Source organism: Streptomyces sp. CB02923, assembly GCF_001905005.1.
Taxonomy (GTDB): domain Bacteria; phylum Actinomycetota; class Actinomycetes; order Streptomycetales; family Streptomycetaceae; genus Streptomyces.
On record NZ_LWKZ01000026.1, the window covers coordinates 698,600 to 715,680 of the forward strand.

Genomic DNA, 17,081 nt, shown 5'->3' on the forward strand with positions numbered 1-17,081 from the left:
CATCGCGGAACCCTCCCGTACCCGGCCGCCGCCGCGGCGCCTGCGGCCGCGCGTCCGTCACCGCCCCATGGTCAGCCCGGCGCCCTCCGCGCCCCGGCTGAGGACGGCCTCGCGGATGCCCTCCCGCACGTCGGCGCGGTCCCCGGTGGCGGCGAGGTTGAGCATGCGCAGCGGCGGTCCGTGGGCGGAGAGCTGGGGGATGTACTCGGCCTTGGTGACCCGCCAGCGCTGCCCCTCCTTCGCGGGCGGCTCGAAGCGGAAGCGCGCGATGGTGCCCCAGTTGCCGCGCGGGCTCTCCATGATTCCGGCGATCTGGTCGCCCATGCCGTAGACGACCCAGGTGCCGTTCAGCTTCTCGTACGGCTGCGGGGTGTGCGCGTGGGTGCCGATGACGAGGTCGATGTCGGGCCGGCCGCCGGTGCGCGCCGCCGTGAGCGCCTTGGCGACCTCCAGCTGCTGCGCGTCCGGTGCGGTCTGGTACTCGGTGCCCCAGTGCGGGCTGACCACGACGACGTCGGCACCGGCCCGGCGGGCGGCCCGCGCGTCCGCGATGATCTTCTTGGCGTCGATGACGCGGACGGTCCACGGTTTGCCCTGCGGCATCGGGACGCCGTTCGTGCCGTAGGTGTACGAGAGCTGGGCCACGCGCGCCCCGCCGGGCGCCTTCAGCAGCGCGGGCCGCCGGGACTCGGCGGCGTCGCGGGCCGAGCCGGCGTGCTTGACCCCGGCCCGGTCGAGCCGGTCGAGGGTGCGCCGGACGCCGTCGGCGCCGTCGTCGAGGGTGTGGTTGGACGCCGTGGAGCAGGAGTCGTAGCCGGTGGCCTGAAGCGCGTCGGCCACCTGGGGCGGCGCCTTGAAGGCCGGGTAGCCGGTGAACGGGCCGCCGTCGGGGCCGAAGGGCGTCTCCAGGTGGCAGATCGCCAGGTCGGCGCCCTCGATCACGGGTTTCACCCCGGCGAGGATGGGCCGGTAGTCGTAGCCGCCGCCTCCGGCGTCCTGGCGCGCCGTCTCCAGTACGGACGGGTACGAGGCGATCACGTCGCCGGAGGCGGCGAGGGTGAAGCCCGCGGAGGCACGGTGGGCGGAGTGCTGCGGCGCGCCGGCCGAGGCGGCGGAGCTGTGGTCGCCGGGCCCGGACGCGGCGCCCGTGGGCCGTCCGGCGCCCTGCTGCGCCGCGCAGCCCACGGCCAGGGATATCAGGAGCAGGGCGGCGCCGTACGGTCGGTACTGGTTCATGCCCCCACGCATAACAGCCCGAACAGCGCAATAAACCGATTAATCACCCCGCCGACACCGCTGGTCCCGCCACACCGCCCGACCGGGGCGCACCGGCTCGCGGACCCGCGCCGCCCGCGCATAATCCGGTCGATCCGGCCCCCGCCGCGCGGCTACTGTGCCCGGATGGCACGAGCCCCGCTGAGCGACGACCTGTTCCCCGCCGGCCTTCCCGTGTACGCCACCGTGGGGAGCACCGCGGAGGGGCGCGCGTGGCTGGACCGGCTGCCCGCCACCGTCCGGGACGTCCAGGAACAGTGGGACCTGCGGCTCGGCGCGCCGCTGCACGGCGGCAGCTGCTCGTGGGTCGCCCCCGTGGAGCTCCCGGACGGCGGCGCGGCGGTGCTCAAGGTGACCTGGCCGCACCGCGAGGCCGCCGGGGAGGCACCGGCCCTCCGCGCATGGGACGGAAGGGGCGCCGTACGGCTGCTGAACCACGACCAGGAGAGGTACGCGCTGCTGGTCGAGCGCTGCACACCGGGCGGAGAGCTGGACGGCAGTCCGCTCCCCCCGGCCGAACGGCTGCTGCTGGGCACCGGCGTGCTGCGTGAGCTGTGGGACGCGCCCGCACCGCCCGAAGGCGCACTGGAGCGGGTCGCCGACGTGTGCGCCGAATGGGCCGCCGCCGTCGAGGAACGCATGGCCCGCATCCGTCCCGGCTACGACCCCGGCCTCGTCCGGCTCGGCGCCCGGCTGCTGCGCGAACTGCCCGCCTCCGCGACCCGCGAGGTCGTGGTGCACGGCGACTTCAACCCCGGCAACGTACTCGCCGCGCGGCGCCGCCCGTGGCTGGCCATCGACCCCAAGTCCATGGTCGGCGACCCCGGGTACGACCCCTGGCCGCTCCTGGAGCAGATCGACGACCCCTTCGGGTACGACGATCCCCGCCCGGTGCTGCGCGAACGTTTCTCGCTGGTGGCCGACGCCCTGGACGAGGACCCGGCCCGCCTGCTGGCGTGGGCGGCGGCCCGCACCGTGGAGAGCGCCCTGTGGTGCGCCGAACACGGCGACGTGCCGGACGGTGCGGAGGAGTTGGAGGTGGCGGCGGTACTGGCCGAGCTGGCGGGCCTGTGAACCCCCTTGGCACGGTACGGGGTCAGGCCACCTCGATCCCGTACTCCTGCACCAGCGCCTCCAGACCGCCTTCGTAGCCCTTGCCGCCGAGGACGAAGTCCCAGTCCCCGTTCGCGCGGCGGCGGAAGGAGCCGAGCACCAGCGCCGTCTCGCCGCTTCGCCCGTCCGAGACCTCCAGCTGTCCGAGTTCCGTGCCGGACTCGTCCACGAGGCGGATACGGGCGTCCGTGAAGCCCGACAGGTCGGCGTGCGGGTCGGTCTCCGGGTCGATGGCCGCGACGAGGACCAGCCGGTCAGCGGTGGCGGGCAGCGCGTCGAAGGCCACCTGCATGGCGGCCCGGTCGGGGGCGAAGCCGGACAGCATCCGTACCGTGCCGTCCGGGGTGCGCGGGTTGTTGTAGAAGACGAAGTGGTCGTCGCTCAGTACGCGCTCGCCGCGGCAGACCAGCGCGCAGACGTCCAGGGAGACGCTGCCGGACCAGTTCATGCCGAGGACGCTCCCGGCGGCGTCCTGCTCCCCGTCCGCGGCCCGGCCCGCCTCCGGGTCCGTTTCCGTCTCCTCTTCGGCGGGCGCCTGCCGCTGGGTCGGGACCGCGTCGCCGAGGCGGCCGCGCAGACCGTGGCGGGCCAGCAGCTCGACCAGTTCGGGGCCGCTGACGAGGGTCAGCGGTTTGCCGTTGGCGAAGGCGTGGGCGCCGGGGCCGAAGCGGGACGTGGTCACCAGGACGCCCTTGTTGGCGCCTTCGGACTGGACGGTGCCGAAGAGGTCGCGCACGGCGGTCGGCGGCACGGTGTTGCGGTAGCGCTTCACCTGCACGATGATCTTGCCGCCCCGGATGGGGTCGGAGTCCAGCGCGTCCACGTCCACACCGCCGTCCCCGGACCGCTGTGTCGTCACGGCCTGCATCCCCATCGCGCGGAACAGCTCGGCGACCAGCCCCTCGAAGGCGATCGGGTCCATGGTGAACAGGTCCGGCTCCTCCGCCCCGCCGTGCGTCACCACACCACCGCCGACGTCGCCCGGCCGGCGCGCCGGCCGGACCGCGGTCCGCTGCTCGGGTCGCGCGGACAGCCGGCCGCCCAGCGCGTCGGTCAGGCAGTCCACGGCGCTGACCTGTGCCAGGTGCAGCTCCTCGAAGGCTTCCCTGGAAGCCGTGACGGTGGCCAGGCACACCTGCGCGGGGCGGCCGGTGGCCGGGTCCACGTCGTCCACGAAACCGTTGACCACCACCGATCCGAGCGTGCGGGACGGGTCCGCCGCGAACAGGTCGTGCACCACCAGCAGGACGGACTGGGCCAGTACGTCGCGGTAGGCGGACCTTCGCTGGGTCACGGGCCGGGCGACGTCCTTGTCCTGGTCGGCCGCGTACATGTACCGCACCGACCTGACCGCGGGCACGATGTCGTAGCCGGGCAGTTCCCAGTCCAGTACGAGCTGGCGGGCCGCCGGGTCGTAGGCGGCGCGGACCCGCCGCGGGAAGCCTTCCGGCCTGCCGGTGGCGGCGTACAGCGCGGCGGAGAAGTACGCGACCACCGCGTCGGGGTCGCCGTCGCGCAGGCCCGTCAGCAGTTCCCCGACCGCGGCGTTGTGGCTTCTGACGTCCGCCAGCTGCCCTGCGGCCCACTGGTCGTACTGCCGCCGGTAGTCCTCCAGTTGGCGCCGGCGCTGCGCCTCCGCGGCCTGCGCGGCGTGCCAGTCGTACTCGTAGCGGGTCCGGGCCTCTTCCTGCGCCTGCGCGCGGCGGGCGCCGCCGAGGCCCCAGCCGGTGGCCTGCGGCTGGTAGGCGGCCGGATCGGGCATCGGTACGGGTACGGCGAGCCGGCCGGGCGCGAACGCCTCGACCTGCTCGGGGCGGCGCAACGCGGCGGCGGTGAAGGCCGGCGCCCGGCAGCCGTCGGCCAGCAGGCCGGACAACTCGGCCATGCGCGCTTCCAGTTCGTCGGTACGGCGGCGGGCGTCGGCCTCGCGCTGCTGCCGGTAGGCGTCCCGGCGTTCGCGCTGCATACGGGCCATGGCCCGCTCGGTGTCGCGCTGTTGCCGCTCCTGGTCACGGCGGGCCTGCCCGTCGGCCCGCCGCTGGGCCTCCTGCCGGCGCTGCTGCTGACGCTGCGCTTCGGCCCAGACGGCCACTAATCCGTTGGAGCGGCGACTCATGTGGATCTACGTCCTCCCCTGGGGCAGCCCACCCCGAACACCCCGCACAGGCCCATCCACCAGCGGGTATTCATCCGACTTTAGCGGGATCCCAACGGGCCGTTCCCCGCCGGGGCCAGGGAGTCCGCCGCGGGCGGGTCTCAGCGCCCCAACAGTGCGCCCAGGCGCTCCAGCAGGGGCAGCAGGGCGGTGCGTTCCTCGGGCGTGAGCGCTTCGAGCGCGCCGCGCACGGCGTGCATGTCGGCGCGCACCCGGAGGGCGAGCGCCCGGCCCTCCTCGGTGGCGGTGACCACCTTGCTCCGGCGGTCCCGGGGTGCGGCTTCCCGCCGTACGAGACCGCGCTCCTGCATGCGGGCGATGAGCCGGGTCGCGTTCGAGGCGTCGCAGACGAGGTGGCCGGCGAGGGCGCTCATCGAGAGCGGCTCCTCCAGGGCGATGAGCGCGCGGGCCTGCGCGGTGCTGAGGCCGTGCCGCAGCGCGGCGGCGGCGAGGTCGTCGTAGTAGCCGCGGACCGTGCGGGCGAACGGCTGGACGAGGTCGTCGGGGGTGGGCCGGAGGGTGTCGGACACGCGGCCAGGATAGCCAGTTACTTGACTTCAGCAATCGTTGGTATTTACATGGAACAAGTGCTTGACCTTGTCAAGCGACCCTCCGGGTGACGGGCCCCGCGCCCGGCTCCCCCGCCCCGCACCCCTCGGAGATCTCATGACCAGCAGCACCCCCGAGCAGCCGGACGCCGTGGTCGCGCGGCTGCGCGCCACCTTCCGCACCGGCCGCACCGCCCCCCTGGAGTGGCGCACCGACCAGTTGCAGCGACTGCGCGCCATGCTCACCGAGCACGGCAAGGACTTCGCCGCGGCGCTGTACGAGGACCTGGGCAAGGGCGAGAAGGAGGCGTACCGCACCGAGATCGACTTCACGCTGCGCGAGATCGACCACACCCTCGACCATCTGGAGGAGTGGCTGCGGCCCGCGCCCGCACCGGTTCCGCCGCACCTCGACGGCGCGGACGCCTGGACGGTGTTCGACCCGCTGGGCGTCGTCCTGGTCATCGCCCCCTGGAACTATCCGCTGCAACTGCTGCTCGCCCCGATGGTCGGCGCCCTGGCGTCCGGCAACTGCGTGGTCGCCAAGCCCAGCGAGATGGCGCCCGCCACGTCCGCGGCCATCGCCCGCCACCTGCCCCGCTTCCTGGACGCGGACGCGGTCGCGGTGGTCGAGGGCGCCGTACCGGAGACGACGGCCCTGCTGGAGCAGCACTTCGACCACATCTTCTACACGGGCAACGGCGCTGTCGGCCGCATCGTGATGACCGCGGCGGCCAAGCATCTGACCCCGGTCACCCTGGAGCTGGGCGGCAAGTCGCCGGCCTTCGTGGACCGCGACACGGACGCCGACGCGGTCGCCGCGCGGTTGGTGGCCGGCAAGTTCCTCAACGCGGGCCAGACCTGCGTGGCACCGGACTACGTCCTGACCGACCCGGAGACGGCGGCCCGCCTGGAGCCCGCCCTCGCCCGCGCGGTCGCCGCCCACTTCGGAGAAGATCCGGCCGCCGCGCCGAACTACAGCCGCATCGTCAACGAACGGCACTTCGACCGGCTGACCGGACTGCTCGACTCGGGGCGCACCGTCGTGGGCGGCACGCACGACCGGGACCGCAGGTACATCGCGCCGACCGTGCTCGCCGGTGTGGCGCCCGACGCCCCGGTGATGCAGGAGGAGATCTTCGGCCCGATCCTGCCCGTCGTCGAGGTCGAGGACCTGGACGCGGCCATCGGCTTCGTCAACGACCGGGACAAGCCGCTGGCGCTGTACGCCTTCACGGAGTCCGCGGAGACCCGGCGGCGGCTGACCGGGGAGACCTCGTCGGGCGGCCTCGGCTTCGGCCTGCCGGTCGCCCACCTGACCGTGTCCGACCTGCCGTTCGGCGGTGTCGGCGAGAGCGGGATGGGCCGCTACCACGGCCGGTACTCGATCGAGACGTTCAGCCACCGCAAGGCCGTCCTCGCCAAGCCGCTGACCTGACGGGCACCTCGCACCGCCCACCGCATCACCCCACGGCAATCTCACAGAACTGGGAAACATAACGTCTTGATCTGAGAACTTCACATGTGCTTTTGTTTGAAGCATCATGAACGACGTGATCCCTGAGAACTCGACGTCGGCGGCGGCCCGGTCCTCCGGGGCCTTCGGGCCCTCCGGAGCGGGCCGCCGCCCGGTCGTCGGCGTATCGCTGAAGCTCTACTTCGGCCTGGCCGCGACCAGGAAGTGGCTCGCGGACGTGGCCGCGCTCCAGGGCGCCCTGGCCGGGCTCCCCCGGCCCGTCGACCTGTTCGTCCTGCCGGCCTTCCCCGCCCTGGCCGACGCCCGGGAACTGCTGGCCGGTACCGGCGTCGCGTACGGCGCCCAGGACGTGCACTGGGCCGAGACCGGCGCATGGACCGGCGAGGTCTCCGCGGGCATGCTCGCCGAGACGGGCGCGCGGTACGTCGAGGTCGGGCACGCGGAGCGCCGCCGCCACTTCGGTGAGACGGACGCGACCGTGGCCGCCAAGACCGGCGCCGCCACCCGGGCCGGTCTGGTGCCCGTCATCTGCGCGGGCGAGCGGCACGACGACGGCCTCGCGCGGGCCGTCGAGGAGACGCTGATCCAGGTACGGGCCGCCCTCGGCGGCGCGGAACCCGGCAGCGAGGTGATCATCGCCTATGAGCCGGTCTGGGCGATCGGCGCCCGCGAACCGGCCCCCGCGCAGCACGTACGGGCGGTGGCCTCGGCCATCGGCACCTGCCTGCGCGACCACGACGTACGCGGCCGGGTCATCTACGGCGGCACCGCCGGACCCGGCACGTTCGCCCGCCTGTCCGGCAGCGTCGACGGACTGTTCCTCGGCCGGCTCGCGCACGACACCGCACAGCTGCGCCAGGTCCTCGACGAAGTCGCCGCGGCCACCACCCCCGCCCCGCTTCCCCTTCGCCCCTAGGGAGTCCACCGTGCAGGACACGTACCGCATCGCCCTCGGCGCCGACGACGCCGCGACCGCCATGAAGGACGCGATGGCCGCGTACCTCACCGAACGCGGGCACCAGGTCACCGACCTGAGCGCCGGGGAGGGCGAGGACTACCCGGACGTCGCGGAGCGGGTGGCGCGCGGCGTCGCGCGCGGCGAGCACGAGCGCGCCGTCCTGGTCTGCGGCACCGGCATCGGCATGGCCATCGCCGCCAACAAGGTGCCCGGCATCCGGGCCGCCCAGATCCCGGACAGCTACAGTGCGGAGCGCGCCCGCAAGTCCAACGACGCGCAGATCGCCTGCTTCGGCAGCCGCACCATGGGCGTCGAGGCCGCCCTGGTGTGCCTGGAGCACTGGCTGGTCTCCGACTTCGCCGGGGGCGGCTCCGCGCCCAAGGTGGAGAAGATCAAGCAGGTCGAGTCGCGCAACCTGATGTCCCCCGGCGTGCCCGCGGCCTGAACCCCGTCCCCCGCTTCCCCCCTCCCCTCCGAAAGGCGGTCACGACCATGCGCGCAGTTGTCATCGAGGAGCCGAACAAGCTGTCCGTCAGCCAGGTGCCGGACCCGGTGCCCGGCCCGGACGACGTGGTCGTCAAGGTCACCGCCGCCGGGCTGTGCGGCACGGATGTGCACATGCTGGCGGGCGAGTTCGGGCCGACCCGGTACCCGGTCATCCCCGGGCACGAGTTCTCCGGCGAGGTCGTGGCGGTGGGCTCCGCGGTGACCGGCTTCGCCGAGGGCGACGCCGTCGCCGCGGACCCGGCCATCTACTGCGGTACGTGCCACTTCTGTGCCATCGGCCACGGCAACCTCTGCGAGAAGTGGGGCACCATCGGCATCACGGTGGACGGCGCCGCCGCCGAGTACGTCAAGGTCCCGGCCGGCAACTGCTACCGCCTCCCGGAGACCGTGGCGCTCCAGCACGCCCCGCTGATCGAGCCGCTGTCCACCATCCTGCGCGGCTTCGACATCGTCGGCCCCAAGCTGGGCGACCACTTCCTGATCTACGGCGCGGGCACCATGGGCCTGCTCTACCTCCAGGTCGCGCAGCGGGCCGGTGCCGCCTCGGTCTCGGTGGTCGACATCAACGAGGACCGGCTGGCAGTCGCCCGCCAGTTGGGCGCCGACGCCGTCGCCACCAGCGCGGACGCCCTGGCCGCCGACCATCCCCTCGGCTGGCAGGTGGTCACCGACTGCACCGGCAACGTACGGGCCATCGAGGACGGTCTGAACCGGCCGATCCGCGGCGGCACGTTCCAGCAGTTCGGCTGCGCGCCCGACCAGGAGATGGCGCGGTTCTCGCCGTTCCGGATCTACAACGACGAGATCCGCGTCGTCGGCAGCATGGCGATCCTGCACACGTACGGCCGCGCGGTCGAGATGCTCGGCAAGGGCGTGATCGACTGCGAAACCATGATCACGCACCGCTTCGGGCTGGACCAGTACGCCGAAGCGCTCAAGACCTTCGAACTGGGCACCGGCCGCAAGCTCCAGATCGTCCCGGACTGACCGGTGGGCCGCAGGCGGCGGGCGGTGGTACCGCCCGGCCCGCCCCGGCCGCCCCGGTCCTCAGAAGATGCTCGTCCGCCCCGTGAAATAGTGCCCCGCTTCGAGGTCCTGGAGAAGCGACGGGCGCGCGGGGTCCCAGCCCAGCAGCTTGCGGGTCAGGGTGCTCGACACGGGGTTGTCGATCGACACCATGCCCGCGAGGACGCCGAAGTGCGCCCCCGCCTCCGCCGCGGGAATACCGGCGGTCGGCACGCCCAGGTGGCGGCCGATGGCCTCGGCGATGTCACGGAACGGTACGGCCTCCTCGGCGACGCCGTGCAGGACCGAGCCGGCCGGGGCGGCTTCCAGCGCCAGCCGGAACAGCCGGGCCGCGTCCAGCCGGTGCACGGCCGGCCAGCGGTTGGAGCCGTCGCCGACGTAGGCCGAGACGCCCTTCGCGCGGGCGGAGTCGATCAGCAGCGGGACGAAGCCCCGGTCGCCGTCGCCGTGCACGGACGGTGCGAGCCGTACGGCCGAGGCGCGCACGCCGCGCCCGGCCAGTGCCATGGCCGCGTTCTCCGACACGAGCCGGGGGCTGTCCGTCCCGGGCTCGGGCTTGATCTCCTCGGTTACGGTGCGGCCCGGCGCCAGCGCGGCGGCCGGCAGGGTTCCCAAGGTGACGACGAGGGGTTTGCCGGTGCCCTCCAGCGCCTTTCCGAGTGTCTCGACGGCACGCAGGTCCAGCCGGGCGGCTTCCGCGAAGGCCGCGCGGTCCGAGAAGTCGTGGCGATAGGCGAGGTGAATGACGCCGTCCGCCGCGGCGGCCCCGTCGTGCAGGCTGCCGGGATCGTCCAGGGAGCCCCGGTGCGCTTCGGCTCCGGCCGCCGTCAGCGTCGCGGCGGCCGTGTCCGAGCGGGCCAGGCCGACGACCGTGTGTCCCGCTTCGAGGAGGTCCTGGACGACCGCGGTCCCGATGAATCCGGTCGCTCCGGTGACGAATACGCGCATGGGTGAGTTCCTTTGGTGAAAAGGTGTGCGAGCCCGGCCGGTGAATGGGCGACGGAGCGCCCGGCCGGTGCTCTCATCGTCCGGGTACAGGCCGTACCGAGTCCAAGGCCCGTTACGCATGCCGACATGCGTTTCAGGCATGGCTCCTGTTCAGGACGGGTTCGCAGGACGGAATGCGGCCCGGACGGAATACGCTTGAGGTATGCCCGATACAGCTCCCGCACCGGACCTCGATCTGCGGCTCGTACGCTATTTCACGGTCGTCGCCGAGCACCGGCACTTCGGCCGCGCCGCCGAGGCCCTCCGCGTCACCCAGCCGTCCCTGAGCCGTCAGGTCCGCCGCCTCGAACAGCAGCTGGGCGCCCGTCTCCTGGACCGCACTCCGCAGGGCAGTCGCCTCACCGAGGCCGGAGAGGTCTTCCTGCCCCGCGCCAAGGCCCTGCTGCGCTCCGCCGCGCAGGCCGCGGCCCGTACCCGTGCCGCCGCCGACCCGGCCCGTATCACCATCGGGTACACCACCGGCATCATCGTCACCCCTGCGGTGCGCGACCTGCGCCGACGGCATCCGGACGCCGAGGTGCACAGCCAGTACGTGGACTGCACCACGGCGCACACGGCGCTGCTCGACCACCAGGTGGACGCGCTGGTGACCCGGCTGCCGTTCCCCACCGGCGGGTTGCGTGTGACGGTCCTGTACGACGAGCCCCGGGTGCTGCTGGTACCGCTCGACCACCGTCTCGCGGGCAAGGAGTCCGTCACCCTCGACGACATCGCCGACGAACCCCTCCCCCGCCTGCGGCAGGCCGACCCGGCCTGGAACGCCTACTGGCGCGTCGACCCCCGGCCCGACGGGCGTCCGGCGCCCGATGGCCCCTCCATCGAGGCGCTGGAGGACAAGTTCGAAGTCATCGCCGCCGGTCAGGCCGTCGCCATCGCGGCCGGCCCGCGCGCCGTCAGCCAGCGCCCCGACATCATCGGGATCCCCCTGCACGGCGTCGAGCCGAGCCATGTCGTCCTGGCGACCCGCGCCGACGACCGCGGCCTGCTGGTGACGGCGTTCCGCCGGTCGGCACACGCCCGCCTCACCGGCCCCGGCGCCGTACCGGCCTGACGCTGTGACAGCGCACGCGGCGGCGGACCCCGGCCCGAGAGCCGAACGCCGGGGCCCGCCACCGCCTTCTCAGGTGCCCGGCGGCGTCCACCAGGGGCGGGAGGTGTCGCGCAACGTGTTGGTCCCGCAGTGCACTTCACCGGCGCCGATGTGGTACGTGTGGTAATCGTCGATGTAGGAGATCCGCAGTCCGGCCCGCCGGTAGGCGCTGGTCACCGCTTCGGCGAAGACGTCCCGGCCGTTGATGACCGGTCCCCACTGCCGGGGCGCCAGGTAGCGGTCCGGGCCGAGCAGGACGCCGTTGACGGCGCCGGGGACGTACGCGCCGGTCTCGACGGTGTTCCGTACCGCGGACGAAAGGCCCTTGCGCTGGCCGTGTTCGGCAGCCGCCGGCGGCGCGTCCCGCCCGCCCATCCGCTGGAGCCGCGGAACCCGCACACCGTCCTGACCGGTCGCGCTGCCGCGGGTGTACAGGGCCGGGACGCGGACCACTTCCGCGTCGGTCACCCCGGTGGCGCGCCGGAGCACCTCCAGGTTGGCTTTGATGCGCCGCGCGGCCAGGGCGTTGTCGGCGCGCAGTGCCGGGGACGCGAGCGCCTGCGCGATGGTTTCCTTCGGCGCGGGTGACTGCGGCGCGTCGGGGACGGAGAACACCTTCTTCGCGCCGTGGCCCGCGGCTGCCGCGTCGCGCAGGATCTTCATGCCCGCCTCGGGGTCGGCGATGCCGATCTTCCAGCCGCGCCCGGTGGCGGCGGGCAGGAACTGGACGAACTCGTCGACGTGGCCCACGGCCAGCCACGAGGTGTCCAGCAGCAGCGGGCTCTGGGCGCCCTGCGCCTCCAGCAGCTTGCGCACCGCCGCGGCCGGCTTGGCCCCGCTGTCCTTGCGCTCGCCCATGATGACGCGCCCGGCGGGGAAGGACCGGCCCTGGTGTGTGTAGGGAGGGATGGTTTCCAGGTTGCCCATGGAGTCCAGCGAGGGGTCTTCGGACGGCTTGGCGCCCCACAGCTGCACGACGCCCACGCCGGGACCGCGCAGCTTCTCGAACAGTTGCCGGCCCGATGTACGGAGGTCCTGGGCCGAGCGCAGCATGATGCGCAGGGACCGCGGCTTCCCGCCGGGGCCCGGCATACTCGCGTACGCGGGCTCGACGAAGTCCTGGGCCCAGACGTCACGGTGCTGCGTGAACTTCACCGACGGCTCGGTGATGCCCGCCCGTTCGGCCTCCGCGTCCAGTTGCCGGACGAACTTGCGCTGCGCGGTCGCGTAGGCGTCGCTGCCCGGCAGCTGTGTCACCAGCAGCTGTTCGGCCCGCTGTAGGTGATGGTGCGTCAGCAGTGGTGCGACGCGCAGCACCACCCGGTCACTGCTGCTCGTGCCTCCGGACGTGAGGGTGAAGTCGATGTGCGCGGTGCCGTCCCACCGGGCCCGGTCCCGTACGACGTCCTTGCCTTCCAGGCCCAGTTCGACGCCTTTGCGGAGCTCCGCCGCGGACAGCCGGGTGGCGGAGGTGACCGGTTCCCAGCCTGCCGGGCGCTTGAGGAACAGGCGTACGTGGCTCGCTCCGGAAGCGATACGGAGCGTGCCCGTCGCCCCGTCGGCGGCGCGCGGCACGGGGACCGTGCGCAGCCGGGCGAGGTCCTTCTCGTCCTCCTGGCCGTTGACCTGCTCGTCGGAGGCGTCGTTGCAGCGGTCGAGCCGCGCGTCGGGCAGCGGCTTTCCGTCCGGCCCGGTGGTGCGGCACCGGGCGGCGTCGTCGTCGATGTTGGGCAGGAAGACCGCGCCGCGGTCCGGTGTCCACCGGTCCTCGCCTGCTTCGTCGGAGCGCCCGGTGACGTCCACCACGCCGTCGCGGTCGACGTCGGCCCGTACGTCCGCCCCGGTTGGCGGTGGTTGTGCCACGACGGGGGCTGCGGGCAGGAGCACCGCGGCCGTCAGTGCCGTGGCCAGGACAGTGCGTCTCGTTCTCGTACTCACCTTGCGTCCCTTCTCGGTCCGATCCGGTTGCCCGAGAAGAGGGGGCAGATGATCCGCGGGTTGCCTGTGCCGTGCCCCTGACGGTGGGCGGCTCAGATCGCGCGGTCGCGTCCGGCCCAGTACGGGTCGCGCAACCGCCGTTTGAACAGCTTGCCGGACTCGTCGCGGGGCAGGCCCTCCTCGAAGACCACGACCTTGGGCACCTTGTACGAGGCGAGCCGGTCGGCGACATGGGCCCGGACGTCCTCGGTGGTGAGTCCGGCGCCCGGTTCCGGCTCGACGTGCGCGGCGAGTGCTTCGCCGAACTCCTCGTCGGGGACGCCGAAGACGGCCACGTCGCGCAGTCCGTCGAGGGCGAGCAGGCAGCCCTCGATCTCGGCCGGGTAGATGTTGACGCCGCCGGAGATGACCATGTCGTTGCGGCGGTCGCTGAGGTGGAGGTAGCCGTCGGCGTCGAGGTGGCCGATGTCGCCGATCGTGACGTAGCCGGGCAGCCGCCCGGCCTCCATCGCCGCGCGCTTGGCGGCGTCACCGAGATAGGTGAACTGCGGCCAGGTGTCGGACGGCCTGATGTAGACCTCACCGGTCCGGCCGGTGGGCAGTTCCGCCCCGTCGGGTCCCAGCACCACCACCGAGCAGGTCCCCTCGGCCCGGCCGACGGTGCCGGGGTGGGCCAGCCACTCCTGAGTGTCGCACCAGGTCACGGCACCGGTTTCGCTGCCGCCGTAGTACTCGCGCAGCACCGGCCCCAGCCAGTCGATCATGGCGTACTTGACGTGCGGCGGGCAGGGCGCGGCGGCGTGCACGACCGAGGTGAGCGAGGACAGGTCGTAGCGCTCGCGGACCTCCTTGGGCAGCCGCAGCAGCCGTACGAACATGGTCGGCACCACCTGCACCTGCTGGATGCGGTGGTGTTCGACCAGCCGCAGGAACTCCTCCGCGTCGAAGCGCGGCATCAGGGTGATGTCCAGGCCGCCGGCCAACGCGAGGACGGCGTGCTGGCTGGGCGAGGCGTGGTAGAGCGGCGCGGGGATCAGAGTGCGGCCGCCGGGTTCCACCGCGAAGTACTCGAAGAACTTCTGCACCGCTTCGACGAGTTGCTCCTCGCCGACCGGGTCGCGCAGCACGCCTTTGGGGCGGCCGGTGGTGCCCGAGCTGTAGATGACGGTGGACGGCCGGCGGGCGGCTTCCTCAGCGAGCGGCGGGTGGCCGGACAGCCAGACGTCCAGGAGGGGGTGGTCGCCGGTGGCGGGCGGGGGCGGGAAGCCGCAGGCGGCGGCGGTGCCGGCGGGCACCGGGACCTCGATGAGGCGGGCTCGGTCCGGGAGCGCGGCGGCAACCCCCGGCAGCAGGTCGGTGTGGGCGAAGACGACCTTGCTGTTGCTGTCGCTGAGCACATACCGCAGCTCGTCGTGCCGGAAGTGCCAGTTGACGGGTACGGCCGAGGCGCCGAGCCGGGCCGCGCCCGCGGTGATCTCCAGGTGGGCGGGCTCGTTGCGCATCACGATCGCGATCCGCTCCCCCGGTTCGACGCCCAGCGCGCGCAGCCCGGACGCGATGCGGGCGGCCCGTTCATGGAACGCGGGGTAGGTGCGCTCGACCCCGGCGCAGCGGATGGCAGGGGGCGTGGCGGCGACGTCCATGCAGTCTCCAGACAGTTGCGGCTCGCGCCCATTGAACAGGCGCTTCCGCTCTCCCGCCAGGGTGCTGACACGTCGTCAGTACAGAATCGGGACACTGCGGGGGCGGCGGGGCCCGGGGCGGTACGGAAGGGGCGCCGGTGCCTGAGGAGGCGGATCGCCGCCGGACGGCCGCCCGCTGCCGGAGGACGCCACCGTGCGTCGCGCCGCGATGGCCGCCGTACTCGCTCCTATCCTCGGTGAACATGAGCCAACACGAAGAGGGCAAGAACGGTTCTGATACGGACATGGGCGACCATACCGAGATTCTGCGCCGGCACGGGGAGGCCATCGCGCTGTTCGGCAGCCGGGTCCACCGGGTGCGCGACGACCAGTGGGACGACCCGACGCCGTGCGCCGAGTGGTCGGTGCGCGACCTGGTCGGCCATCTGACCGTGGAGCAGCTGTGGGTGCCCCGGCTGGTGCGGGACGGTGCCACGGTCGAGGAGGTCGGGGACGACTACGACGGTGACCAGCTCGGTGACGATCCGGCCGGCGCCTGGGACCGGGCCGCGGTGGCCGCGGTGGCGGCGTTCTCCGGGCCCGGCGTGCTGGACCGTACGGTCCACCTGTCGTCCGGTCCCGGCACGGCCGCCGCCTACTGCTCGCAGATGACGATGGACGCGGTGGTCCACTCCTGGGACCTGTCACGGGCCATCCGCGACGACGAGCACCTGCCGCAGGACCTGGCGGCCGCCGCGCTGCGCGAGGTCGAGCCGTACGCGGACGAACTCGCCGGTACGCCGATGTTCGCCGATCCCGTGCCGCCGCCGGCCGGGGCCGACGACCTCACCCGGCTGCTGTGTCTGCTGGGCCGCCGGCCGTGACGCCGGCCCGCGCCGGCCGGCCGGAGCCCGCGGGCCGCGTGCGGCCTGCGGACCGGTCGGCCGGTACGGCGGGCCCGGTCAGTCGATGCCGCGGAAGATGTGGGGCTCGGTCGGGTCGTCGTCGCAGCCCGCGACTCTGACCGGGACGCAGCGGCCCCAGACCTCCAGATTGCGGACTTCCTTGATCCGACCCGGCCGCTCGCCCGGCTTGGGCCGCGGCTGCTTGCGTTGCGCGTTTTCCAATGCCACCACGCACTCCTTCATCGAGGGAACACTTCCGACGCGGTGGCGCCTTTGCACAAACCGGGATGTCAGCCAGGGTTTGCGGCACTTCCCGCGACGGGCCAAGGGTGTTGGCATCTCCCAGACAGGTCGTCCGTCGTTCCCCAGATTAGCGACCGCGACCGAGGCCCGCTCGACATTTACCGGATATGAAGTCAAGTAGGGGAGAATACCTAGATTCCGCCTCGGCCCGCGTATCCGGTACCGCGCCGTGCCCGGCGGGCTCCGCGGCGCCGCCCCGCCCGCGGTCCCGCGTCTTCCGGTTGTCTCCCGCCGTTCGCCCGATTGCCGTACACGGAGCCGTCCGCCCGGCCCGCCGCTACTTCAGGAGCCGGGACATCCGCCGGTCGGCCAGCAGCTTGCCGCCGGTCTGGCACGTGGGGCAGTACTGGAGCGAGGAGTCGCTGAAGGACACCTCGCGGATGGTGTCGCCGCAGACCGGACACGGCTCGCCGGTACGGCCGTGCACCCGCAGCCCGCTCTTCTTCTCCTTCTTGAGCTGCCCGGCGGCCACGCCCCTGGACCGTTCCACCGCCTCCCGGAGCGTGTCCCGCAGCACGGCGTAGAGGTGGGCCGTGTCCCCGGCGCCGAGGCGCGCGGCGGCCTTGAAGGGGGACATGCGGGCCGCGTGCAGGATCTCGTCCGAGTAGGCGTTTCCGATACCGGCCAGCACGCTCTGGTCCCGCAGTACGCCCTTGATCTGCCGCCGCTCCCCCTTGAGCAGGGCCGCCAGGGACTCCTCCGTGAAGTCCGCCGCGAGCGGGTCGGGGCCCAGCCGGGCGACGCCCGGGACCTGCGCGGGGTCGGTCACGCAGTAGACGGCCAGCCGCTTCTGCGTACCGGCCTCCGTGAGGTCGAAGCCGGGCGCCGGACCGGCCTCTTCGGTGCCGAGCCGGACGCGCAGCGCCAGCGGGCCTTTGCCGGGGCGCGGCGGGGCGTCGGGCAGGGCGTCCTGCCAGCGCAGCCAGCCGGCGCGGGCCAGGTGGACCACCAGGTGCAGACCGCCGACGGTGAGGTCCAGGAACTTCCCGTGCCGTGTCACCGCCGTGATCGTGCCGCCTTCGAGAGCGGTCAGCGGCGGATCGTAGGTCTTGAGCACGTTGACGGCGGTCGGCTGGGCGCGCTCCAGGACACGGCCGACGGCGCGGCCGTCCAGGAATTCCCGCAGGGCTTCGACTTCCGGCAGCTCGGGCATGGT

At 73.2% G+C, this 17,081-nt stretch carries 15 protein-coding genes; 7 read left to right on the forward strand and 8 right to left on the reverse strand.

Annotated features, from left to right (window positions below; genetic code table 11):
* Positions 1 to 57: 57 nt before the first annotated feature.
* Positions 58 to 1,236 carry a CapA family protein gene (locus tag A6A06_RS34550; RefSeq protein ID WP_073766995.1) on the reverse strand — a complete coding sequence of 393 codons (1,179 nt, stop codon included), beginning with the start codon at positions 1,234 to 1,236 and terminating at the stop codon, positions 58 to 60.
* 165 nt (positions 1,237 to 1,401) lie between these two features.
* On the opposite strand from A6A06_RS34550, the gene A6A06_RS34555 reads away from it, so the two are divergent.
* Positions 1,402 to 2,349: an aminoglycoside phosphotransferase family protein gene (locus A6A06_RS34555; protein WP_073766997.1), complete on the forward strand. Its 948-nt coding sequence runs from the start codon at positions 1,402 to 1,404 to the stop codon at positions 2,347 to 2,349.
* 22 nt (positions 2,350 to 2,371) lie between these two features.
* Here A6A06_RS34555 and A6A06_RS34560 read toward each other — a convergent pair whose 3' ends face one another.
* A complete protein-coding gene (locus A6A06_RS34560) occupies positions 2,372 to 4,504 on the reverse strand; it encodes a restriction endonuclease (RefSeq protein WP_073766999.1) in 2,133 nt (710 codons plus the stop codon).
* Positions 4,505 to 4,644: 140 nt separating this feature from the next.
* The gene (locus A6A06_RS34565; RefSeq protein WP_073767001.1) at positions 4,645 to 5,073 is read right to left on the reverse strand and encodes a MarR family winged helix-turn-helix transcriptional regulator; all 429 of its coding nucleotides are present in this window, start codon (positions 5,071 to 5,073) and stop codon (positions 4,645 to 4,647) included.
* 136 nt (positions 5,074 to 5,209) lie between these two features.
* Between A6A06_RS34565 and A6A06_RS34570 the strand changes: the two genes are divergently transcribed.
* From A6A06_RS34570 to A6A06_RS34585, 4 genes are all read left to right on the forward strand, one after another.
* Positions 5,210 to 6,529, forward strand: coding sequence for an aldehyde dehydrogenase family protein (locus tag A6A06_RS34570; protein ID WP_073767003.1), 1,320 nt, complete (start codon positions 5,210 to 5,212; stop codon positions 6,527 to 6,529).
* A gap of 115 nt (positions 6,530 to 6,644) precedes the next feature.
* Positions 6,645 to 7,484, forward strand: coding sequence for a triose-phosphate isomerase family protein (locus A6A06_RS34575; protein WP_242441101.1), 840 nt, complete (start codon positions 6,645 to 6,647; stop codon positions 7,482 to 7,484).
* Between the two features lie 10 nt (positions 7,485 to 7,494).
* Positions 7,495 to 7,971, forward strand: a complete 477-nt coding sequence (locus A6A06_RS34580) for an RpiB/LacA/LacB family sugar-phosphate isomerase (protein ID WP_073767005.1) — start codon at positions 7,495 to 7,497, stop codon at positions 7,969 to 7,971.
* 47 nt (positions 7,972 to 8,018) lie between these two features.
* On the forward strand, positions 8,019 to 9,020 hold the full coding sequence (locus tag A6A06_RS34585; protein ID WP_073767007.1) for a zinc-dependent alcohol dehydrogenase family protein: 1,002 nt from the start codon (positions 8,019 to 8,021) through the stop codon (positions 9,018 to 9,020).
* Between the two features lie 60 nt (positions 9,021 to 9,080).
* Here the strand turns inward: A6A06_RS34585 and A6A06_RS34590 are convergent, their stop codons facing one another.
* Positions 9,081 to 10,007 (reverse strand): SDR family oxidoreductase, encoded by a 927-nt coding sequence (locus A6A06_RS34590; protein ID WP_073767009.1) that lies wholly within the window; start codon positions 10,005 to 10,007, stop codon positions 9,081 to 9,083.
* A 202-nt stretch (positions 10,008 to 10,209) separates the two neighbouring features.
* On the opposite strand from A6A06_RS34590, the gene A6A06_RS34595 reads away from it, so the two are divergent.
* Entirely contained in the window at positions 10,210 to 11,118 is a 909-nt protein-coding gene (locus A6A06_RS34595) for a LysR family transcriptional regulator (RefSeq protein ID WP_073767011.1), read from the forward strand.
* Between the two features lie 69 nt (positions 11,119 to 11,187).
* Here the strand turns inward: A6A06_RS34595 and A6A06_RS34600 are convergent, their stop codons facing one another.
* Both A6A06_RS34600 and A6A06_RS34605 read right to left on the reverse strand, forming a co-directional pair.
* Positions 11,188 to 13,095: a protein-arginine deiminase domain-containing protein gene (locus A6A06_RS34600; RefSeq protein WP_073767013.1), complete on the reverse strand. Its 1,908-nt coding sequence runs from the start codon at positions 13,093 to 13,095 to the stop codon at positions 11,188 to 11,190.
* A 92-nt stretch (positions 13,096 to 13,187) separates the two neighbouring features.
* The gene (locus A6A06_RS34605; protein WP_073767015.1) at positions 13,188 to 14,738 is read right to left on the reverse strand and encodes an AMP-binding protein; all 1,551 of its coding nucleotides are present in this window, start codon (positions 14,736 to 14,738) and stop codon (positions 13,188 to 13,190) included.
* 242 nt (positions 14,739 to 14,980) lie between these two features.
* Between A6A06_RS34605 and A6A06_RS34610 the strand changes: the two genes are divergently transcribed.
* Positions 14,981 to 15,601 (forward strand): TIGR03086 family metal-binding protein, encoded by a 621-nt coding sequence (locus tag A6A06_RS34610; RefSeq protein ID WP_079194558.1) that lies wholly within the window; start codon positions 14,981 to 14,983, stop codon positions 15,599 to 15,601.
* A 78-nt stretch (positions 15,602 to 15,679) separates the two neighbouring features.
* Here the strand turns inward: A6A06_RS34610 and A6A06_RS34615 are convergent, their stop codons facing one another.
* Positions 15,680 to 15,850, reverse strand: a complete 171-nt coding sequence (locus tag A6A06_RS34615; RefSeq protein WP_199931375.1) for a hypothetical protein — start codon at positions 15,848 to 15,850, stop codon at positions 15,680 to 15,682.
* A gap of 352 nt (positions 15,851 to 16,202) precedes the next feature.
* Positions 16,203 to 17,078, reverse strand: coding sequence for an Fpg/Nei family DNA glycosylase (locus A6A06_RS34620; protein WP_073767021.1), 876 nt, complete (start codon positions 17,076 to 17,078; stop codon positions 16,203 to 16,205).
* Positions 17,079 to 17,081 lie beyond the last annotated feature (3 nt).

What these genes read in the sequence shown, in the direction of transcription:
- A6A06_RS34550 (WP_073766995.1), bottom strand. Translation starts at nt 1,236, where the DNA reads ATGAACCAGTACCGACCGTACGGCGCCGCCCTGCTCCTGATATCCCTG.
- A6A06_RS34555 (WP_073766997.1), top strand. Translation starts at nt 1,402, where the DNA reads ATGGCACGAGCCCCGCTGAGCGACGACCTGTTCCCCGCCGGCCTTCCC.
- A6A06_RS34560 (WP_073766999.1), bottom strand. Translation starts at nt 4,504, where the DNA reads ATGAGTCGCCGCTCCAACGGATTAGTGGCCGTCTGGGCCGAAGCGCAG.
- A6A06_RS34570 (WP_073767003.1), top strand. Translation starts at nt 5,210, where the DNA reads ATGACCAGCAGCACCCCCGAGCAGCCGGACGCCGTGGTCGCGCGGCTG.
- A6A06_RS34585 (WP_073767007.1), top strand. Translation starts at nt 8,019, where the DNA reads ATGCGCGCAGTTGTCATCGAGGAGCCGAACAAGCTGTCCGTCAGCCAG.
- A6A06_RS34590 (WP_073767009.1), bottom strand. Translation starts at nt 10,007, where the DNA reads ATGCGCGTATTCGTCACCGGAGCGACCGGATTCATCGGGACCGCGGTC.
- A6A06_RS34595 (WP_073767011.1), top strand. Translation starts at nt 10,210, where the DNA reads ATGCCCGATACAGCTCCCGCACCGGACCTCGATCTGCGGCTCGTACGC.
- A6A06_RS34605 (WP_073767015.1), bottom strand. Translation starts at nt 14,738, where the DNA reads ATGGACGTCGCCGCCACGCCCCCTGCCATCCGCTGCGCCGGGGTCGAG.
- A6A06_RS34610 (WP_079194558.1), top strand. Translation starts at nt 14,981, where the DNA reads ATGAGCCAACACGAAGAGGGCAAGAACGGTTCTGATACGGACATGGGC.
- A6A06_RS34620 (WP_073767021.1), bottom strand. Translation starts at nt 17,078, where the DNA reads ATGCCCGAGCTGCCGGAAGTCGAAGCCCTGCGGGAATTCCTGGACGGC.